The sequence below is a fragment of the Hydrogenophaga flava NBRC 102514 genome, from assembly GCF_001571145.1.
Taxonomy (GTDB): domain Bacteria; phylum Pseudomonadota; class Gammaproteobacteria; order Burkholderiales; family Burkholderiaceae_C; genus Hydrogenophaga; species Hydrogenophaga flava.
Window position 1 is genome coordinate 336,229 of the sequence record NZ_BCTF01000001.1, and the last position, 21,111, is coordinate 357,339.

Below are 21,111 nucleotides of genomic sequence, written 5' to 3' on the forward strand. Positions count from 1 at the left end.
CGCTGACTCAGCGAAGGCGCTGCAGCGGCGACTCGGCGCCCGGGCGCTCGCCCACCTCGGTGGCGTCCACGTCGACCACATCGCCCGGCGGGGTCCGGCCCGGCCACATGCCTTGCGTGTACTGACGCGACTGCTCACGCATGCGCGAGAACATCACCACCGGCGCCGGCTTGCGCCCGGTGACCAGCGACCACACCGACATCACCAGCACCGCCACCAGGGCCGCGAGCAGGAAGCTCAGCACGAACGCCATTGCAGCCAGCACCAGGACCAGCTTGAGGGCACCACGGAAGATTCGGGACAACAGATCGGACACAGGATTCATGTGAGGCATCAGATAGGGACATTTTGCGCGTCTGCAAGTTCCGCCAGGTCAACCGGTTGTCGCCTGCCGCTGCTATGCTGAATCCATGAAACCGCCCGTCCCAGCGCCTGAGCCGCGCCCCCCGCTCCTGAACCGCCTGTCGCAGTACTTTTTCCGTGGGCTGATCACCTTCCTGCCGCTGGCCATCACGGTCTACGTGCTGGTGATTTTCATCACCTGGACCGAGCGCACCGCCATGCAGCTGCTGCGGCCGCTCACCGGCGAGTTCTACCTGCCAGGCCTGGGCATCGCGCTGGGGGCGTTGATCATCCTGGCCCTGGGTGTGCTGATGTCCATGCACATCACCGGCAAGCTGCTGTCCTATGTCGAGCTGCCCTTCACCAACCTGCCGGTGGTCAAGAGCATCTACTCCTCGCTCAAGAACTTCGCCGACTACTTCGCGCCGCACGAACAGGACGCGCAGCAGGTGGTGCTGCTGAAAATGCCCGGCCACGAACTGAGCACCGTCGGCCTGGTCACGCGCCAGAGCATGAAGGGTCTGCCCAGGGGCCTGGCCGAGCTGGAGGACCAGGTGGCGGTCTACCTGCCCATGGGCTACATGATCGGCGGCTACACCGTGTTCGTGCCACGCAGCTGGACCACGCCGGTGGACATGTCGGTGGAGGAAGCCATGCGGCTGGCCCTGATCGCCTTCATGGCGCCGAACAAATCATGAGCATCCGCCACCTCGACGCCCTGTTCTCGCCCGCTTCGGTCGCCGTGTTGGGCGCCTCGGAACGGGCCGCCAGCGTGGGCGCGACGGTGTGGCGCAACCTGTCGGCCGAATTCAAGGGTCGGCTCTACCCGGTCAACCCCAAGCACCGCCACATCGGCGACGCCCCGGCCTATGCCAGCGTCGCCGCACTGCCCGAGGCGCCGGACCTGGCCATCATCTGCACCCCGGCCGCCACCGTGCCCGGCCTGATCGCCCAGCTGGGCGAGCGCGGCACCCGGGCGGCGGTGGTCGTCACCGCGGGCCTGGACAAGGCCACCAAGCAGGCCATGCTGGACGCGGCACGGCCCCACACCCTGCGCTTCCTCGGCCCCAACTGCATCGGCATGCTGGTGCCGCACCTGGGCCTGAACGCCAGCTTCGCCCACATCGGCGCCCAGCCCGGCGAACTGGCCTTCGTCTCGCAATCGGGCGCACTGGTGACGGCCATGCTGGACTGGGCGTCGGCGCGCGGCATCGGCTTCTCGCATTTCGTCTCGCTGGGTGAGCACGCCGACGTGGACTTCGGCGACATGCTCGACTTCCTTGGCAGCGACCCGCACACGCGCGCCATCCTGCTCTACATCGAATCGGTCGAGGAGGCCCGCAAGTTCATGTCGGCCGCGCGCGCCGCCGCGCGCAACAAGCCGGTGATCGTGGTCAAGGCCGGCCGTTCGGCCGCCGGCCAGGCCGCGGCCGCCTCGCACACCGGCGCCCTGGCCGGCTCCGACGCGGTGTTCGACGCCGCCATCGCGCGCGCCGGCATGCTGCGCGTGCTCACGCTGGACGACCTGTTCCTGGCGGCGGAGACGCTGGCGCGCTTCCGCGATGGCCCCTCTGAGAAGCTGGTCGTGCTCACCAACGGCGGCGGCGCCGGTGTGATGGCCGCCGACGAGGCCTCGGCCCTGGGCGTGCCGCTGGCGCCGCTGGACGCCGCCATGCTGGCGCGGCTGGACGCCGTGCTGCCGGCGAACTGGTCGCGCGCCAACCCGGTGGACATCATCGGCGACGCGCCGGCCGAGCGCTATGTGGCGGCGCTGGAGGCACTGGCGACCGACCGGACCAGCGCGGTGCTGTTCATCCACGCGCCCACCGCCATCGTGCCCAGCGCCGAGATCGCGCAGGCCGTGCTTCCTCAGGTCACGGCCAGGCCGCGGCGCGTGCTGGGCTCCTGGCTGGGCGACCGCGCGGTGGCGCAGGCGCGCCAGACCTTCCGCGATGCCGGCGTGCCCGACTACGCGACCCCCGAGGAAGCGGTGCGCGCGTTCGCCCTGCTGCGCAGCTACCGCCAGCACCAGACCGAGCTGCTGCAGACGCCACCTGCGCGCGACGCCTCGCACGCCATGGACCTGCCCGCCGTGCGCGCCATCGTGGACGCGGTGCTGGCCGATGGCCGCGAGATCCTCACCGAGCCCGAGGCCAAGTCGCTGCTGGCCGCGGCCGGCCTGCCGGTGGTGCCGACCCGGGTGGCCGGCCCGAGCGCCGCCGAGGCCGAAGCCGCCGCCGAGGCGCTGGGCTACCCGGTGGTGGTCAAGATCCTCTCGCACGCGATCTCGCACAAGAGCGATGTCGGCGGCGTGCGCCTGAACATCGGCAGCGCGACCGAGCTGGCGCAGGTGTGCACCGCCATGCTGCAGCGCGTGCGCGAGCTGCGGCCCGACGCCGACGTGCAGGGCTTCACCGTGCAGCCCATGGTCCGCAAGAAGCACGCGCATGAACTGATCGTGGGCGCCAGCGTCGACCGCCTGTTCGGCCCCGTCATCCTGTTCGGCGCGGGTGGCACGGCGGTCGAGGTGCTGGCCGACCGGGCGCTGGGGCTGCCGCCGCTGAACACGCCGCTGGCGCTGGCACAGATCGCGCGCACCCGCATCCACCGCCTGCTGCGGGGCTACCGCGACGAACCGGCGGCCGACATCGACGCCGTGGCGCAGGTGCTGGTGAGCGTCTCAGAGCTGCTGGCCGAGGTGCCGGAAATCGCCGAGCTGGACATCAACCCGCTGCTGACCAACCACGAAGGCGCCATCGCGCTGGACGCACGCGTGCGGGTGTCGGCCCAGCGACCGGCCGGCGCGGCGAACTTCGCCATCCAGCCCTACCCGGTCGAGCTGGTCGAGACCTGGGCCTGGCGGGGTCAGGCCGTCACCCTGCGTCCGATCCGCCCGGAGGACGAGCCCCAGCACCGCGCCTTCCTGGAACGGCTGGACCCGGAGGACATCCGCCTGCGCGTGTTCTACAGCCGCCGCCACATCGAGCACAGCGAGCTGGCGCGGCTGACGCAGATCGACTACGCACGCGAGATGGTCTTCATCGCCACCCGGCCGCTCCCGGCCGGCGACGAGGAAACGCTGGGCGCGGTGCGGGTGGCGATCGACCCGGACAACCACGACGCCGAGTTCGGCGTGATCGTGCGCAGCGACCTCAAGGGCGGCGGACTCGGGCGCCGGCTCATGGACAAGATGATCGGCCACCTGCGCCAGCGCGGCACGCAGCGCCTGGTGGGCGTGGTGCTGCGCGAAAACGCCGGCATGCTGGAACTTGCGCGCGCGCTGGGCTTCCAAGAGGGCGCCCACCCCGGCGAACCGAACGACCTCAGTCTGCGCTTCGTCTCGCTGGATCTGCAGAACCCGTCCCGCACCTGAACCGGTGGCGGGCCACCTCTTCATGGAGCCCGCCATGCCGACCGCCCCGCTGTCCTCGCGCCGATCGCTGCTCAAGGGCGGCGCCGGCCTGATCGCCGCCACCGCAGCGCCCGTCTGGCTCACGCCCGCCCTGGCCCAGGGCAAGACCCTGCGCCCGACGCCAGGTCAGACCGAAGGCCCCTACTACCCTGTGGCCTTCCCCGCCGACACCGACTTCGACCTGCTGCGCTCCGGCGCCGCGGCCTATGGCAAGGGCCAGCCCGCCTGGGTCAGCGGCACCGTGACCGACACCCGCAGCGTGCCGCTGGCTGGCGGTGTGATCGAGATCTGGCAGTGCGACCAGGACGGCCACTACCACCACCCCGGTGACGGCGCACGCGCCGACCCGGCCTTCCAGGGCTTCGGCAAGGTCACCCTGGGCAAGGACGGCGGCTACCGCTTCCGCACCCTCAGGCCCGCGCCCTACAGCGGCCGCACGCCGCACATCCACGTGAAGGTGAAACTCGACGGGCGGGAACTGCTGACCACACAGTTCTACGTGCAGGGAGACCCGGGCAATGCGCGCGACTTTCTCTGGCGGCGCCTGGGCGAAGAGGGGCAGGCGTTGCTGACAAGGCCGTTTGTCAACAGCCCCGACGGGCTGAAAGCCGAGTACGCCGTCGTCGTCCAGGCATGACCCCACGACGCCGGACCTGATGCGCCAGCCCTAAGCTCGGCGCATGGATTCACTCTCTCAAGTTGCCCTGGGTTCTGCGGTTGCCATCGGCGTCATGGGCCGCCGCACCGCCGTTTGGAAAGCGGCCACCTGGGGCGCGGTCGCCGGCACCCTGCCCGACCTGGACGTGGTCATCGACCACGGCGACGCCCTGCTCAACATGGTGCTGCATCGCGCTGAGAGCCACGCGCTGTTCTGGCTCACGCTGTTCGCGCCGTTGATGGCGTGGGTGGTGTCGCGCATTCACCGTGACGCCCATCTGTTCCGCAGGTGGTGGCTTTCCCTCTGGCTGGTGCTCATCACCCACCCGCTGCTGGACGCCATGACCATCTACGGCACCCAGTTGCTGCTGCCCTTCACCAACCACCCCTACGGCGTGGGCAGCATGTTCATCATCGACCCGGCCTACACCCTGCCGCTGATCGTCGGCGTGGTGGCGGCGCTGCGCATGAAGGACGCGACGCGCGGCCTGCGCTGGAACGCAGTCGGGCTGGTGGTGTCCACCGCCTACCTGGCCTGGAGCGCCCTGGCGCAGGCGCATGTGGAACAGCAGGCCCGCGACTCACTGCGCGAACAGGGCGTCGCGGCCGAACGGGTGCTGGTCACGCCGGCGCCGTTCCAGACCCTGCTATGGCGCGTGGTGGCGCTGCCCGACGATGCGTCCGACCCGCGCTTTCTCGAAGCCTATGTCTCGTTGCTGGATGGCGCGCGCCCGCTGCGTTTCGCCACCCACACCCGCGGCGCCGAGCTGATGGCCGCGCACGGCCAGGCCGCGCCGGTCGCCCGCCTCGCGGCTTTCACCGGCGGCTTCGTGAAGCTGTCGACCACGTCAGACGGCCAGCTGCGCATCACCGATCTGCGCATGGGCCAGGAGCCCGACTACGTCTTCAACTTCGACCTGGGACCGCTGAGCGCCGTGGGCTCGGTGCCCGCGACACAGGTGAGCGAACGGCCACCGGTGGGCCCCGCGCTGCGCTGGATCGGCCAGCGCATGTGGGGGCAGGACGTGGCGCCGCCCTGGCAGGGGGCGGTCAAGCCATCAGCAGGGTGAAGGAGACGATCAACACGCCGATGGCGAGGTTGACGCTCACCCAGGTGCGGATCGACGCCAGCGCCGCCCCGCCCGCCGGCCAGTCCTGCGCGGCCACGGCCTTGTCCAGGCGCTTGTAGAGCGCGAAGCGGATGTGGGCGAAGATGGCCATCATCAGCACGCCCAGCGTGGCCATCAGGGTCCAGTCCAGCGGCATGTTGAAGGCCAGCCCGGCCTGCACCGTTTCCTTCGCTGCGCGGCCGATCATCCAGCCGCCGGTGACGAACACCACCAACACCGCCACCACCACCGCGCGGAAGAAGCGCTGCAGCGCCGCATGCATCAGCGGGATGCGCTGCGGCGGCGGCAACTGCATCGCGGCCGGCCGCAGGAAGAAGTGGGCGAACACCATGCCGCCGACCCAGACGACGATGGACAGCACGTGCAGCAGTTTGAGGGTGGCGTAGAGCATGCGGCCGATCATACGGAGATCGGTCCTGCAGGCCCAGCCGTCACCGCAATCGCCCCACCGCTGACTGGCTGGGCCGCAGCGCCAGCTCCTGCAGCCGGAACTCGCGGCAATGCCCCTGCCCGCGCAGGTCCAGACGCAACACCGCCATCTCGCCGGCAGATCGCCCGTCGACCGTGGTCAGCCCGACCAGGGCACTTCGGTCTCCGACGTGCAGCCAGCGCACGCTGTGATCACGGTGAAAGCGCGGCTCGTTCGCCCCGCGCCAGAACAGCTGGACTGGCAGCGAGGCCGATCCGTCCGCGCAGACCAGGTGCAGCGAGACGCCCATCCCCGCCGCCGGCTGGGGCAGACGAAAGCTCATCGAGGCTGCCCCTGACGTGATGCGGAAACCCTCACCGAGGCGCTCCACGCCACTCATCTCGACCAGTTCGGCCACCTGCGGTGTGCCAGCGGCTTCTTCGGCCACGGCGCCATGTGCTGGCATGGGCGCATATTGCAGAACGCTGGCAAAGGCGGGTGTGGCGAGCGCGCGCTCGACCACGGTCACGATCACCACATCGGGCCTGACCTCATCAATCAGCCGGACCAGCTGGCCACCGTGCATGTGTACGTCCCGCCAGTGCAGGGTCACCACCTCGGCAAAGCTGCGGTGCATCAGGTCGTCCATGCCTTTGCCGAACGAATCCGCCAGCCACAGCACACGCCGCGCGTTGAGGGCCTGGTCGTGCTGGGTCCGCACCGGAAACGTCATGGCGACCCGCGCATCGGCCACGCGGGCCGGGTCCAACACTTCGCCGCCGCCATGGCGCCGGTGCACACGCACGCCCAGCCGCTCGGAGACCATGAGCACAGGCTCGGTTTCGGTCAGCCAGGGTCCCATTCGCAAGGAGTCCGCCAGGTCGCCACCGGTTCGGGGTCTCAGCCCCAGCAGGCGGCGCTCGTCTGCGGATGGCCAGACCACATCGGGCAGGTCGGCTCTGAGCGAGCGCTCCAGCGCCGCAAAGCCATACGAAGCGCCCAGGGTGTTCCAGTGGGTGTCGTGGCGATAGAACAGCGGGTTCGGCGACGTGGCCGCCGCGCGCCGCAGCAGCCCGCGGGTGTCGACAAATAGGTCCGTCCCGGTGTGGGCCAGCAGCGTGTCGGCAACACCGGGCGCGGCCGGGGGCGCGGCCCATTGCGGCAGGTGCTCCGGGTACACCGACTCCTTGTCCGGGGCCACGAGGATGCGGAAGGCCTTCACTCCCCGGCTCTTCAGGAACGCGTCCCAGCGCCGGGCGCCCTCGCCAAAGGAGGTGCCCAGTTGGATGTCGCTGGGCCGACCAGCGCGCCGGTGGGTCGACAGCGAGCCGCTCTGCTCGTCGCCCAGGTACAGCCAGCCGTCACGGCCAACCACCACCTGCCGGGGCGCGACGCTGATGCCCACCCGGTGCAGCGCCGCGCTGGCGGCGCGCAGCAAGGGTTCCGACGAGAACCAGCGTTCGACGCTGCAGCAGGCCGCTCCTGGCGGCGGCGTCACCAGCCACCCGTTGAGCAGCGGCAGCAAAGCCAGGCCCAGCAATGTGGCCAGCAGCATGCGAAGGGATCGGCGCCGGGGCAGCATCTAGAAGTTGAAGTAGAGGAACACGGAACTGGTGCTTGCGAGGGTGGCGACCAGGGCCACGACCAGGACCAGGGTGCCCGCTGCCCGCTTGGTGCTGGTGACCTTGGTGGTGGCCCAGTGGATCGCATTGGGCCGGGGCACGATGCAGAAGGCCAGCGCGATCATCAGCAGCGTCGGCAGGTGCGCGACGAGTTGCGCGGGCATGGCGCGCAGCAGGGCATCGCCCAGCCAGCCCGACCAGGCCAGGGCATCGGTGGGCACGTCCGCGAGCGGCACAGCACGCAGAGACCCAAAGTCGACCATGCCGGCGAGCACGCGCCGGGCGCTGTCCCAGTCCTTGGCGCGGAAGAACACCCAGGCAAAGTTGACAAACAGGAAGGTCAGGCCCCAGGCCAGCGCGCACGGCATGCGCCAGCCGAGCCCACCCCAGAGCCGGTGGACCACCAGGGCCAGGCCGTGCAGCAGACCCCAGATGACGAACATCCACGACGCGCCGTGCCACAAGCCGCCGAGCGCGAAGGTGATGACGAGGTTGAGGTGGGTCCGCCAGCGCCCGGCGCGGTTGCCGCCCAGCGGGATGTAGAGCTGGTCGCGCAGGAAGTGGCTGAGCGTGATGTGCCAGCGGCGCCAGAAGTCCTGGATGCTGGTGGCGCGGTAGGGAGAGTTGAAGTTGACCGGCAGCCAGATGTTGAACAGCAGGGCCACGCCCATGGCCATGTCGCAGTAGCCGCTGAAGTCGAAGTAGAGCTGGAAGGTGTAGGACAGGCTGGCGACCCAGGCGCCGACCAGGTCCAGCGGCCCGGTGCCGTCGAAACCGGCGTCGGCCCACACCGCGAACACGTCCGCGATGGCCACTTTCTTGAACAACCCCAGCCCGAACAGCAGCAGGCCTTTGACGAGGTTCGACTCGCGCGGCAGCCAGGTCCAGCGCGAATTGAACTGCGGCATGATCTGGCTGTGCTGCACGATCGGTCCCGCGATCAGGTGCGGAAAGAAGGTCACGAACAGCGCGTAGTTCAGCAGGTCGTAGTGCCCGGTTTCACTGCGGTAGCTGTCCACCAGGTAGACGATCTGGGTGAAGGTGAAGAAGCTGATCGCCAGCGGCAGCACCACCGGGTCCATCTGCACCGGCAGGCCCCAGGCCCAGGCCAGGTTCTCGGTGATGAAGTGGATGTACTTGTAGTAGGCCAGCGCGAGCAGGTTGGCAGCGATGCCCGCGATCAGCCAGTAGCGCTTGTGCCGCAGGTTGGCCCCCGACGGCCAGCGCGCCAGGCGCCGGCCCAGCAGGAAGTTCAGGCCGATGGACGCCAGGATCAGCGGCAGGTGGACCCAGTTCCAGTAGCCGTAGAAGAACAGGCTGGCCAGCACCAGCCAGGCCTTGCCCAGCACCGTGCGGCGCGCGCGGTTGAGCTGGAAATACACCAGCAGCGTCACCGGCAGGAAGACGAAGATGAACGGCCAGCTGCTGAAAACCACGGAGACAAACTTCCTTCAGGCCCGCGCGGCATGCGCGGGCTGTTTCACGGCGAAAGGGGTCAACGCGCCACCTCGGTCAGACGGTCACCGTCGCGCCGTTGCAGCCGGTACGGCGGCAGGCCCTTGAGCATGCGCCGGCCGTAGCTCTGGCGCAGCAGGCGAGCGTCGTAGCAGACCACCACCGCCTCGTCGGTTTCGGTGCGCAGGGCGCGGCCGGTCCACTGCAGCAGGCGCGCACCGGTCGCCGGCACCACCAGCTCGCTGAACGGGTCGCGGCCCTGGGCCTTGAGCCAGTCGGCGCGCGCCTGGCCCACCGGGTCGCTGGGCGAGGCGAAGGGCAGCTTGGTGATGAACACCCATTCGCACAGCTCGCCCGGCAGGTCCAGCCCTTCGCCGAAGGACTGCAGGCCGAACAGGATCGAGGCGCCGCCGTCGGCCACGCGGTCCGCGTGGCGCTTCAGCAGCATGGTGCGCGAGGACTCCCCCTGCACCAGCACCTTCTCGCGAAGCTCGCTGTGCAAGCCGCGTTCCAGCAGGTCCTGCGCGCGCTTCATCAGCGCCTTGGAGGTGAACAGCACCAGCGCGCCGCGTTTCACCTCGCGCAGGTCGTCCATCAGCAGGTCGAGCATCTCGCGCGAATAACCTTCCACGTCCTTGGGGTCGCTCTGCGTCTGCACCACCACCAGGCGGCCCTGGCTGGCGTGGTCGAAGGGGCTCTGCACCTCGCGCACCTTCACATCCTCGTCCCAGGCCAGGCCGCTTTCGTGCAGGAAGTGGTCGAAGCTGCCGCAGGTCACCAGCGAGGCCGAGGTCGCGACCGCTGCCCGCACCTTGCTCCAGAGGTGGGCTCGCAGCAGGCCACCGGGATTCAGCGGGCACGCGTGCGCGCTGAGCGTGACCAGGCCGTTCTGGATGCCAGCCTCCAGCCACTTGGCCAGCGGTGCCTGCCCCTCCACCGGGGCCTGCAGCCAGAGCTCGGCCGTGGCGGCCATGTGCTGCAGGCGGGGCGCAAAGGTGCCGATGCGGCTGTAGAGCTGGGCGCAGCGCGGGGCGTCGCCCGGGTCGTCGCGCGCCAGCACCTTCAGCTGCGCCGCGATCAGCTCGAACTCCTTGAGCAGGGCACCCGAGCGGCTGGCGATCTGGCCCACGGTCTCCTCCCATTCGGCCGGCAGCGCGCCGCCTTCGAGCCGTTCGGTGGCGTTGGGCACGTTGAACTCGAAGCCGGCGCCACCGTCGCGGCCGTTGCGTGGGCGCATGCCGCCCTGCCTGCCCGACAGCGCCAGCCATTCGGGCGACTCGGCCAGCCGCGCCATCGCGCGCCGCGCCAGCTCGGCCTGCGCGGCCTTGAGCTCGCGCGCCAGCGTGGTCACGTCCGCGCCCAGCGGGTGGGCGATGGCGCCCGCCACGTCGGTCACGGCGCGCGGCAGCTTGTCCAGCCAGCCGCCGCGCATCAGGTCCATGCTCTCGGTGAACTGGCCCTGCGCGACGCTGCCCAGGTGGTGGGCCTCGTCGAACACCAGGTAGCAGTCGGACGGGTCGGGCAGCGCGTGCAGGCCCAGCGTCGAGAGCAGCAGGTCGTGGTTGACCACGATCACCTGCGACTGCGCCAGCTTGGCGCGCGAGCGGTAGTAGCTGCAGCCGTTGTAGCTGGGGCAGTGGCGCGCGGTGCAGGTGTGGCGCTCGGCCGCGACCGGGGTCCAAACATCTCCCTCGGGCGGTTCGGCCAGGCGGTCGCGGTCGCCGTCCCAGTCGCCGCTGTCGAGCATCTGGCCCCAGCGCTCGTAGATCCGGCCGCGCTCGGCCCACACGCGCTCCAGCGCATCGCCCTTGGGCTTGTCGTCGGGCTCGTCTCCGAACAGGTCGGAGGTGGCCACGTCGCCGCCGGCCATCTGGTCGAGCTTGAGGCGGCACACATACCGACCCCGCCCCTTGGCGAGCGTGAAGACGAAGGGCTGCGGCAGCACCGCGGCCAGTGCCGGCAGGTCCTTGGCGATCAGCTGCTCCTGCAGCGCCACGGTGGCGGTGGAGATCATCACGCGCTTGCCCTGCGCCAGCGCCAGCGGGATCACGGTCGAGGCGTAGGCGGCCGATTTGCCCACGCCGGTGCCGGCCTGCACCACCGCGATGCCGCGCGGCCCGGCCGGCGGCGGGTCTTCGCCCTTCTCGGGCTTGGCGGGCCAGTCGACCACGCTCAGGGTCTCGGCGATGTGGGCCGCCATCTCGCGCTGGCCAGCGCGCGCGCGGAAACCGTCCAGCCGCGAGACCACGTGGTCGAAGGCGCCCAGCGCCAGGGCTTCGCGCGCCAGCGGTCCGGAGGGTCGGTCGGTCGGTTCGTCGGTCAAGGGGGTGGCGCCTGAGAAATGGCTCCCGATTGTCTCCGACCGCGCGGAGACCCCACGCCAGGCGCCTGCCCGCCGCCGTGGCACCATGCTGCCCGGACCAACCACCCGAGGAGCGCGACCGATGTTGACACTGGGCATGTTTGTGGCGGGCCTTGTGGCCCTGATCGCCGGCGCCGAACTGCTGGTGCGCGGCTCGTCGAAGCTGGCGCTCTCGTTCGGCATCTCGCCCCTGGTGGTGGGGCTGACCATCGTGGCCTTCGGCACCAGTGCACCCGAGGTGGCCGTCTCGGTCGGCGCGGTGCTGGACGGCCGGACGGACCTGGCCATCGGCAACGTGGTGGGCAGCAACATCTTCAACGTGCTGTTCATCCTCGGCCTGTCGGCGGCGATCACGCCGCTGGTGGTCAACATCCAGCTGATCCGGCAGGAGGTGCCGATCATGCTGGGCATCTCCTTGCTGCTGCTGGTGCTGGTGCTCGACCGCTCGCTGGGCCTGTGGGACGCCGTGATGCTCTGCACGCTGATGGTGGCCTACACCGGGTTCCTGATCGTGCAGTCGCGCCGGGAAACACAGGCCGCGGTCGACGAGTACGCGGCCGAGGTGAAGCCGGCGGCGCCGGGCAGCTGGGACAGCCGCCTGCCGGTGCAGCTGGTGCTGATGGCCGCCGGGCTGGGCCTGCTGGTGCTGGGCTCGCAGTGGCTGGTGGACGCGGCGGTGGTGTTCGCCCGATCGCTGGGCGTGAGCGACGTGGTGATCGGCCTGACCATCGTGGCGGCCGGCACCTCGATGCCCGAGGTCGCCACCTCGGTGATGGCCGCCGTCAAGGGCGAGCGCGACATCGCGGTGGGCAACGTGGTGGGCAGCAACATCTTCAACATCCTGGGCTGCCTGGGCATTGCCGGTGTTGCCTCTGGCGCGGCCGGGCTGGCGGTGCCCGAATCGGTGATGAACTTCGACCTCTGGGTGATGCTGGCGGTGGCGCTGGCCTGCGTGCCGGTGTTCATGACCGGGCGCGAGATCGCGCGCTGGGAGGGCGGCGTGTTCCTGCTGTACTACGTGGCCTATGTCGCCTACCTGATCCTGGCCGCGCAGCAGCACGCCGCGCTAGGTGCCTACTCGTCGGTGATGATGGGCTTCGTGGTGCCGCTGACGGTGATCACCCTGGTGGTGGCGCTGCTGGGCCGCAAGCCGGCCGCACCATCCGGAGGACACTGACCCCATGGCCACCCGCCAGAACCGCTCCTCTGCGCCGCGCCAACGCATCGACCTCGCCTTGCAGGGCGGCGGCTCGCACGGCGCCTTCACCTGGGGCGTGCTCGACCGGCTGCTGGAAGAGGAGTGGCTGGAGATCGCCGGCGTCAGCGGCACCAGCGCGGGCGCGATGAACGCCGTCGCGCTGGCGGCCGGACTGATGGAGGGCGGCCGCGTCGGCGCGCAGGCCGCGCTGCGCCGCTTCTGGATGAAGGTGGCCGAAGCCGCGCCCTTCTCCTCGCTGCACAACGGCCCGCTGGCGGCGATGTTCGGTCCGGACAACCCCTGGCTGCAGCCCTGGATCGCGCCCTGGCGCCAGGCGGCGCAGGCGCTGGGCAGCCAGTTCTCGCCCTACCAGCTCAACCCGCTGAACCTCAACCCGCTGCGCGACATCCTGCAGGACACGATCGACTTCGACCGTGTGCGCGGCTGCCACCGCACCCAGCTGTTCATCGCCGCCACCCACGTCGCCACTGGCGAGCTGCGCGTGTTCAACCAGGACGAGCTGACCGCCGACATGGTGCTGGCCTCGGCCTGCCTGCCGCTGCTGTTCCAGGCGGTGGAGATCGGCGGCGAGGCCTACTGGGACGGCGGTTACGCCGGCAACCCGACCCTGATGCCGCTGATCAGCGAAACCGACGCCGACGACCTGCTGCTGGTGCCGATCAACCCGAGCCGGCGCGACACCGTGCCGACCCAGGCCAGCGACATCCTCGACCGCACCAACGAGGTCACCTTCAACGCCAGCCTGCTCAAGGAGCTGCGCACCATCGCGCTCATCAAGGAGCTGATCGAAGACGCCGGCCGGCCCGACGCCTGCTACCAGCGACCGCTGTTCCGCCGCATCGACGATCTGCGCCTGCACCGGCTGGAGGCCGACGCCGAGCTCTCGCGCTTTGGCGCATCGAGCAAGCTGCAGACCAGCCGCAGTTTTCTGCTGGAGCTGCACCGCATCGGCCGCCAGGCCGCGCACGACTGGCTGCTCGCACACGCGCAGGACATCGGCCGCCGATCGACCAGCCCGCTGCCACCGACCCACACCGGCTGAGGCCGGCGCGGCGCGTCAGCGCTGGTTCGGCGTGGAGTCCAGGAACTGCCGCACCGGCTCCAGCGGCAGGCTGAAACAGAAAGTGGCGCCCTGCCCGACCACTCCCTCGCCGCGCACGCTGCCGCCGTGGCGCTGCAGGATGCGCTGCACGCTGGCCAGCCCCACGCCCGTGCCCTCGAACTCGTCGAGCCGGTGCAGCCGCTTGAAGGGCTGGAACAGCTGGTCGGCGTAGGTCATGTCGAAGCCCGCGCCGTTGTCGCGCACGCAGAAGTTCTGCATGCCCTCGGCCTCGCCCAGCCCGAAGAACTCGATGTGCGCCGCCTCGGTGCGGCCGGTGTACTTCCAGGCGTTGCCCAGCAGGTTCTGCATCACCACCGCCATCAGGCCGGGATCGGCCTGCGCCGACAGGCCGTCGGCGATCTCCCACCGCACCTGGCGCGCGGGATCGGTCTGCTGCAGATCCCGGACCACGGACCGCGCCAGCTCGGAGAGGTTGACGTGCTGCGTGCGCAGCTCGGCCCGGCTCTGCTGCGCCATCGACAGCATGTCGTTGATCAGCAGGCCCATGCGGCGCGCGCTGCTCTGGATGCGCTGGAGCGAGTCCAGCCCGTCGTCGCTGAGCTTGTCCGCGTCGCTCTCCTGCAGCAGGGTCGCAAAGCCGTGGATGCTGCGCAGCGGCGTGCGCAGGTCGTGCGAGACCGAGTAGGTGAAGGACTCCAGGTCGCGGTTGAGCATGGTCAGCTCGCGCGTGCGCGACTTCACCCGCCGGTCCAGCTCGGTGTTGAGCTGCTCCAGCGCCCGCTGGGCTTCGTGCAGCTCGGTGATGTCCTGCATGGTGCCGCTGTAGATCTTTTCCTTGGCGAGCGGATCCATCTGCGCCAGCACGCGCACCCAGCGCAGGCTGCCGTCGGCCAGCACGATGCGGTGCACCTCGTCGACTGCGGTGAACGAAGCCCGCGACCGGGCAATCACCGCATCAAGCCGGCTGCGGTCTTCGGGGTGCACGTGCTGCCAGTAGCCCTCGAAGCTGGGCCGGAACGTCGCAGGTTCCCGGCCAAAGATGCGGCAGATCTCCTGCGACCAGGTCGTCGCCCCGCTGTAGGGGTTGTAGGTCCAGTGCCCCACCCGCGCCAGGCGCTGCGCCTCCTCCATCTGCTGGCGGTTCACCCGCGCCTCTTCCTGCCGGCGCTCCAGGTTGTGCAGCAGCCAGCCGATCCAGGCCCCCACCGCCAGCAGCGCCAGCGACAGCAGCGCCGTCAGCAGCAGGGCCTGCCGGCGCGTGCCCTCCAGCGGCGCCAGCACCGAGGCATGCGACAGGCCGACCACCACCACCACGCCGCTGTCGGCCAGGCGCTGCCAGCCGAACAGGCGCGGCACGCCATCGACCGCACCGCCAACCCGGAAGGTGCCCCGGCTCGACACGGGGCCCAGCAGATAGGGGCGGTCCGCCGGCAGCTTCTGGCCCATGGCCGCGGCGTTGTGCAGGCTGCGCGCCAGGAACGCGCCGCCCGGGTGCACCAGGCCCACCAGGTCGTTGTCCGACAGCGCCAGCCGGCCCAGCAGCAGGGCCAGGTGCTCGGACGACACATTGAAGTGAACCGCACCCGAGAACACCCCGTCGCGGAACATGGGCCGTCCCACGGCGATCAGCCACTCGCCGGTGCGCTGCGAACGCACCGGCTCACCCACCACCAGCCGATCGCCGCCCAAGCGCAGGGCCTTGAAATGCGGCTGGTCGCCGACAAAGGTGCCCGGCGCCACGCCCGGGCTGTTGTAGATCACCGTGCCGCCCGCGTCGATCACCGACAGGTGGGACACCAGGCCCTTGGGCAGGGTGGCAACCACCTGCTGCTCGACCTCGTCAAAAGCCTCGCGCGACCTGGGCCAGGCCGAGCGCAGGCCCAGCAGCCCGAGGTCCAGCACCGCGAGGCTGGCCTCCATCTGCCCGGCCATGGCATCGGCAAGCTGCTGGCTGCGCATCTGCGCACGCTCAAGCACCTGGTCGCGCAGCTGGTGCTGCAACCGAAGGCTCAGTCCCCAGAGCAGCAGCACGGCCAGCGCTGTGAACAGCGCCACCGCAGTGACCATGGATCGCAGGTGAGAAATCAAGACACCCCCTGTTGCATCCGCGGACGACAACCAATCCTCTGCTCTGGCGGCGGAGGAGGTTGTCGGACATGTATCGATTTGTACCCTGTTTTGGGTCGCTCCGGGGCTACCAGGTCGTCTCAAGCGCGGGCACGGGCGCTTTGGGCAGCGAAAAGTAGAACGCCGCCCCCTGCCCCACCGCCCCCTCGCCGCGCACCTGCCCGCCGTGCCGGCGGACCACCCGGCTGACGGTGGCCAGACCCACGCCCGAGCCCTCGAACTCGTGGTGGGCGTGCAGGCGCTTGAACGGCTGGAACAGCTGGGCCGCGTAGGCCATGTCGAAGCCCGCACCGTTGTCGCGCACGCAGAAGGTCACCAGGCCGTCGGCGCTGTGCTCGTGGGTCAGGCTGATGCGCGGCTGCGGCGTCTGCCCGGTGTACTTCCAGGCGTTGCCCAGCAGGTTCTGCAGCACCACCCGCATCAGGCCCGGATCGGCCATGGCCAGCAGGCCCGGCTGGATGTCCCAGTCCACCTCGCGCCCGGGCTCCGAGCGCTGCAGGTCGGCCGCCAGCTGCAGCGCCATCTCGCTCAGGTCCACCAGCGCCAGGTCCATCTTCGCGCGGCCCAGGTGCGCCAGCGACAGCAGGTCGGTGATGAGCTGGCCCATGCGGCGCGAACCGTCCTGGATGCGGCGCAGGTGCCGGCGGCCGGCGTCGGACAGCCGGTCCGACTCCTCCTCTTCCAGCACGCAGGCAAAGCCGTGGATGCTGCGCAGCGGCGTGCGCAGGTCGTGCGAGACGCTGTAGGCGAAGGCCTCCAGCTCGCGGTTGGCCAGGGCCAGCTCGCTGGTGCGCCGGCTCACGCGCGACTCCAGCTCCTCGTTGAGCTGCTGCAGCGCCAGCTGCGCCTCGCGCACCTCGGTGACGTCCAGCACCGTGCCCATGCTGCGCACCGGGCGGTCGTCTTCGTATTCGGTGGCGCCGCGCTCGCGCACGTACTTGATGCGCCCGCCGGGCAGCAGCAGGCGGTGCACCACGTTGTAGGTCCGGCGGTCGCGGATCGAACCGTCGAAGGCCTGCTGCACCATCGTCCGGTCTTCCGGGTGAATCCACTCCAGGAAGCGTTCGAACGAGGGCGCCACCATGGCCGGATCGACCTCGAAGATGCGGTACACCTCGTCGGACCAGTGCAGCTTGCCGGTGGCCAGGTCGCATTCCCAGCTGCCCAGGCCCGCCAGCTGCTGCGCCTCCCTCAACCCGGCCTCGCTGCGCGCCAGCGCGCGCTGGCTGCGCGCCATGCGCAGCTGGTCGCGCACGATCACGCCGCCAAAACCCAGCAGCAGCAGGGACAGCACCCCCGTCACCACCAGATTGCGCCACATCGCCGGCGCCAGCGGCGCCAGCACCGAGTGGTCGGCCAGGCCGACCGACACCACCAGCCCCGAATCGGGCAGGCGGTGCCAGCCGTAGGTGCGCGGCGAGTGGTCCACCACGTCGCCGACCCGGTAGGTGCCATGCATCAGCGTCGGCTGTGCGCGGTAGGGCCGGTCGGCCGGCACGAGCCTGCCCACCGACGCCTCGTTGGCCTCGCTGCGCGCCAGGTAGTGGCCGTCCCGGTGCACCAGCGACACCACGTCCTGGTCCGACAGCTGCAGCTTGCCCAGTTCGCGGGCGATGTAGCCCGACTCCACCACCATGTAGACCACCCCGTCGAAGCGCCCCTGGCGAAACATCGGCCGGTCCACCACAAACACCCAGCGACCGGTCAGGCGCGATTGCACCGTGGCCGACACGCGAAGCATGTCGGGGCCCCGGCTCGCCACCTGGTAGCTGTCGCGGTCGCCCACATAGCCCCCGGTCTCCAGCCCCAGGCTGTTGTAGACCAGATAACCACGGGCGTCGGCCACCGACACGTGCGACACCAGGCCCAGCGGCAGGCTCGCCAAGGCGTCCTTCGTCAGCCCGTCGAAGCGCTCCTGCGGCTCGCGCACCCAGTGGTCGCGCAGCGTCCTGAGCGTGACGTCCATCGTGTTCAGGTGCGCCTGCACCTGACCGGCCATCGCATCGGCCACCTGCAGGCTGCGCTGCTCGGCCTGCAGCAGCACCTGCTCGCGCAGCTGGCTCTGGGAGCTCAGCAACTGCCACCACAGCACCCCGGCCGCCACCACGGTGAACAACGCGACCAGCAGCGCAAAAGAACGGGAAAGCGCCTTCAAGGCGACACCCTCACGCGACGACACGGGCACCCCACAGGGCGCGCAGCAGCAATGCACCAATCCACAACGACGATCTCTGTATATGTATGTATGACCACCAACCCGGCGGCTGGAGGACGGGGCGATTCTGGCGGGCGGACCTTACAAACAGCCGATACCCGCACCCGATTCCCGTTCATTTCGTCACGGAGCGGAGCAAGTTGAGCACTGTCTTCAGGGCGCGGGCGTGCGGTCCACCATGTCGCGCATGCGCCGCCGCATCGCGCGGTCGCGCCGCTGTTCTTCGTTCCAGTCCTCGTGCACGCCGCGCCACAGCGCCAGTGCCATCAGCAGAATCACCACGGCGAACGGCAGCGCAAACACGATGGTCGCCGTCTGCACCGCCTTCACACCGCCGGCCAGCAGCAGGCTGATGGCAATGCCCGAAACCAGAAGGCCCCAGACGATCTTCACCCGTGCACCGGGGTTTTCATCGCCGCCGGTGCTCATCATGCCCAGCACGAGCGTGGCCGAGTCGCCCGAGGTCACAAAAAACACCAGCACCAGCACCGTGGCCACGCCACTCATCAACCCGCCCAGCGGCAGGTGGCCGAACATGGCGAACAGACCGGTGGACACGTCGGCGCTCACCGCTTCGGCAATGGGCAGGCCCCGCAGGATTTCCAGGTGCAGCGCCGTGCCCCCGAACACCGAGAACCACACGAACGCAGCCAGCGTAGGCGCCAGCACGGTACCCAGCACGAACTCGCGGATGGTGCGTCCGCGCGAGACGCGCGCGATGAACAGGCCCACGAAGGGCGACCAGCTCACCCACCAGGCCCAGTAGAACACCGTCCAGCCGCCCACCCAGCCGCTGTCGCGGAAGGGCGTCATGCGCAGGCTCATGCGCACGAAGTCGCTCAGGTAGCTGCCCAGCGTGTTGGTGAAGGTGTCGATGATCGCCACCGTCGGCCCCAGCACGAACACCGCCAGCGCCAGCACGCCCGCCACGATCAGGTTGAAGGTCGAGAGCCACTTGATGCCCTTGCTCACCCCGGTCACGGCCGAGGTCAGGAACAGCACCGTCGTGACCACGATGATGGCCACCTGCGCGGTGCTGTTCACCGGCACCCCCATCACCGCCGCCAGGCCGCTGTTGATCTGCAGTGCCCCCATGCCCAGCGAGGCCGCCACGCCGAAGGCCGTGGCGATCACCGCCAGAACGTTCACCACCGGCCCCAGCTTCTTCATCGGTGCCCAGGGCAGGGCTTCCACCGCGGTGCTCACCAGCGCCGAGCCGCCGCGGCGGAACTGGAAGAACGCGATGGCCAGCGCCACGATGCTGTACACCGCCCAGGGGTGCAGCCCCCAGTGGAAGAAGCTGTAGCGCATGGCCGCGTTGGCGGCCTCTGGCGTGTGGGCTGCGATGCCGGGTGGCGGCGCGCCGTAGTGCGAAATCGGCTCGGCCACGCCCCAGAACACCAGGCCGATGCCCATGCCCGCAGCAAACAGCATGGCGAACCAGGCCCCGATGGAAAACTCCGGCTCGTCGTCCTCACCGCCGAGCTTGAGATCGCCGTAGCGGCTGACCGCCAGGATCAGCGCCATCACCACCAGGCCCAGCACCACCCACAGGTAGAACCAGCCAAAGTTGCGCGTGATGCCCGCCAGTGCGGTGTCGAACACCCCGCCCAGCGACGCAGGGGCGATGACACCCCACAGAACAATGGCCAGGATCAGACCGGCCGACACGATGAGCTGCATGAGATTTCTCCTCCAGGCAAAGGGCCGCCCCACCGGCCGCCACGCGGGAAAAGGACACGGCACCGCGCAGGTGCGAGCCTGGGCGGTGCGGGTGCCGGCGCAGCCGGGGAGTCAAGCCAGAAGACGGCGGCGGTCCGGCCCGATGTGACGGTGTCTCCCGGCTCGCCAGGCCCATGCAGGGCGCTTCGGGGCGGTGGCAGCGACGCCATTGCAGCGCGCTGAGCCGGGGCTGTCAGCAAGGACCGGCACCGCCAGCGCAGGAGGGAGCGCCGGCCATGCCGTCATATACGAAGAGTGCATTGTGCCTGGCTGAGCTTCAGCGCGTGAGCCTGTGCTCACATACCTGAGCAGCCGGCGCGGACATGCGGCCCGCTCAGTGGCTGTGCCGGTGGTGCAGGTCCGGTGCGTGCGGGTGGCTGTGGCGCAGCGGACTGTGGTGGTGCAGGTGGCTGTGCGCGCCCGCGGGCATCACCGGGTGCGTGTGGGTGTGGTGCCCGTCGTCGTGGGTGTGGGCGTGCTCATGGTCCAGCGCCTCGTGCTCGTGGGCATGGCCGTGGTCCTCGGCCAGGTGCACCAGCACCCCGGCCACCATCAGCGCGCCGCCCGCCAGCAGCAGCACGCTGCCCGAGCGCTCGCCCAGCGCGAACGCGCCGAGTGCGCCGATGAAGGGCGCGAACGCAAACACCGAACCGGTGCGCGCGGCGCCGAAATGGCGCTGCGCGAGCAGATAAAACCGCAGGCTCAGGCCATAGCCCGTCGCCCCCACAGCCAGCAGCGCCAGTGCCGCCGGCCACCCGGGCAGTGGCTCGCCCCGGGCCAGCGCCAGTGCCGTGGTGACGCAGGCCCCCAGCGCCGCCTTGACCAGCACCACCTGCCCCGGGTCGCGGTCGGCCACGCCGCGCGAGAGCGTGTTGTCCACGCCCCAGGCCACCGTGGCCACGGCCACCGCCAGCAGGCCCAGCAGCTGCACCTGGCCCGTGAGGCCCTGGTCGATCACCAGCAGCGCGCCACCGGCCAGCAGCAGCGCCACCGCCGACTTCACCCGCCCGTCCAGCACCTCGCCGTACCAGCGCCAGGCCAGCACCGCGGTGAACACCGCTTCCAGCGTGAGCAGCAGCGAGGCGCTGGCGCCGCTGGTGCGCTGCAGCCCCCAGGCCAGCGCCACTGGCCCGAGCACCGCGCCCGCCGCCACCATGGCCAGCAGGCGCGGCGCATCGCTGCGGCGCAAGGGCGCTTCCACCTGGGCACCCCGCCGCTGCAGCAGCGCCACCAGCGCCGCGCCCGCGTACAGCAGGGCAGCTGTGGAAAACGGCCCCAGCCCCAGACCGAAGCGCTGCACCAGCGGCGTGCTCAGGCCGAACAGGGTGGCGGCCAGCAGGGCCAGCAGGCCGCCGCGCAGAACGGGAGAGGCCATG

General features: G+C 70.2%; 15 protein-coding genes. 6 read left to right on the plus strand and 9 right to left on the minus strand.

Translation table 11 applies throughout. The annotated features are described in order from the left end of the window. Positions 1 to 7 precede the first annotated feature (7 nt). Positions 8 to 325, minus strand: a complete 318-nt coding sequence (locus tag HFL01S_RS01595; RefSeq protein WP_084383018.1) for a hypothetical protein — start codon at positions 323 to 325, stop codon at positions 8 to 10. Between the two features lie 85 nt (positions 326 to 410). On the opposite strand from HFL01S_RS01595, the gene HFL01S_RS01600 reads away from it, so the two are divergent. The 4 genes from HFL01S_RS01600 to HFL01S_RS01615 are packed head-to-tail and all read left to right on the plus strand — an operon-like array spanning position 411 to position 5,481. Further along, positions 411 to 1,040: a DUF502 domain-containing protein gene (locus tag HFL01S_RS01600; RefSeq protein WP_066253666.1), complete on the plus strand. Its 630-nt coding sequence runs from the start codon at positions 411 to 413 to the stop codon at positions 1,038 to 1,040. Next, positions 1,037 to 3,715: a bifunctional acetate--CoA ligase family protein/GNAT family N-acetyltransferase gene (locus HFL01S_RS01605; protein WP_066253669.1), complete on the plus strand. Its 2,679-nt coding sequence runs from the start codon at positions 1,037 to 1,039 to the stop codon at positions 3,713 to 3,715. Before HFL01S_RS01600 ends, HFL01S_RS01605 begins: the two co-directional genes overlap by 4 nt. Positions 3,716 to 3,749: 34 nt before the next feature. Beyond that, positions 3,750 to 4,391: a dioxygenase family protein gene (locus tag HFL01S_RS01610; protein ID WP_084383030.1), complete on the plus strand. Its 642-nt coding sequence runs from the start codon at positions 3,750 to 3,752 to the stop codon at positions 4,389 to 4,391. 43 nt (positions 4,392 to 4,434) lie between these two features. After that, complete coding sequence (locus HFL01S_RS01615; protein WP_066253671.1) at positions 4,435 to 5,481, plus strand: metal-dependent hydrolase; 1,047 nt, start codon at positions 4,435 to 4,437, stop codon at positions 5,479 to 5,481. Here HFL01S_RS01615 and HFL01S_RS01620 read toward each other — a convergent pair. The 4 genes from HFL01S_RS01620 to dinG are packed head-to-tail and all read right to left on the minus strand — an operon-like array spanning position 5,462 to position 11,350. Further along, complete coding sequence (locus HFL01S_RS01620) at positions 5,462 to 5,932, minus strand: CopD family protein (protein WP_066253831.1); 471 nt, start codon at positions 5,930 to 5,932, stop codon at positions 5,462 to 5,464. The genes HFL01S_RS01615 and HFL01S_RS01620 overlap by 20 nt on opposite strands. Before the next feature lie 40 nt (positions 5,933 to 5,972). After that, entirely contained in the window at positions 5,973 to 7,505 is a 1,533-nt protein-coding gene (locus HFL01S_RS01625; protein ID WP_066253674.1) for an alginate O-acetyltransferase AlgX-related protein, read from the minus strand. Positions 7,506 to 7,532: 27 nt separating this feature from the next. After that, entirely contained in the window at positions 7,533 to 9,008 is a 1,476-nt protein-coding gene (locus HFL01S_RS01630) for an MBOAT family O-acyltransferase (protein ID WP_066253677.1), read from the minus strand. Between the two features lie 59 nt (positions 9,009 to 9,067). Continuing rightward, positions 9,068 to 11,350 (minus strand): ATP-dependent DNA helicase DinG, encoded by a 2,283-nt coding sequence (gene dinG, locus HFL01S_RS01635; protein ID WP_066253680.1) that lies wholly within the window; start codon positions 11,348 to 11,350, stop codon positions 9,068 to 9,070. Between the two features lie 121 nt (positions 11,351 to 11,471). On the opposite strand from dinG, the gene HFL01S_RS01640 reads away from it, so the two are divergent. Both HFL01S_RS01640 and HFL01S_RS01645 read left to right on the plus strand, forming a co-directional pair. Beyond that, on the plus strand, positions 11,472 to 12,566 hold the full coding sequence (locus HFL01S_RS01640; protein WP_066253681.1) for a calcium/sodium antiporter: 1,095 nt from the start codon (positions 11,472 to 11,474) through the stop codon (positions 12,564 to 12,566). Between the two features lie 4 nt (positions 12,567 to 12,570). After that, a complete protein-coding gene (locus tag HFL01S_RS01645; RefSeq protein ID WP_066253683.1) occupies positions 12,571 to 13,650 on the plus strand; it encodes a patatin-like phospholipase family protein in 1,080 nt (359 codons plus the stop codon). 15 nt (positions 13,651 to 13,665) lie between these two features. Here HFL01S_RS01645 and HFL01S_RS01650 read toward each other — a convergent pair whose 3' ends face one another. From HFL01S_RS01650 to HFL01S_RS01665, 4 genes are all read right to left on the minus strand, one after another. After that, positions 13,666 to 15,738, minus strand: coding sequence for an ATP-binding protein (locus tag HFL01S_RS01650; protein ID WP_066253685.1), 2,073 nt, complete (start codon positions 15,736 to 15,738; stop codon positions 13,666 to 13,668). Between the two features lie 127 nt (positions 15,739 to 15,865). Next, positions 15,866 to 17,953: a sensor histidine kinase gene (locus HFL01S_RS24970; RefSeq protein ID WP_157538730.1), complete on the minus strand. Its 2,088-nt coding sequence runs from the start codon at positions 17,951 to 17,953 to the stop codon at positions 15,866 to 15,868. A gap of 213 nt (positions 17,954 to 18,166) precedes the next feature. After that, the gene (locus tag HFL01S_RS01660) at positions 18,167 to 19,696 is read right to left on the minus strand and encodes a BCCT family transporter (protein ID WP_084383021.1); all 1,530 of its coding nucleotides are present in this window, start codon (positions 19,694 to 19,696) and stop codon (positions 18,167 to 18,169) included. Positions 19,697 to 20,069: 373 nt separating this feature from the next. Continuing rightward, positions 20,070 to 21,110: a DMT family transporter gene (locus HFL01S_RS01665; RefSeq protein WP_066253833.1), complete on the minus strand. Its 1,041-nt coding sequence runs from the start codon at positions 21,108 to 21,110 to the stop codon at positions 20,070 to 20,072. Position 21,111: the final 1 nt, after the last annotated feature.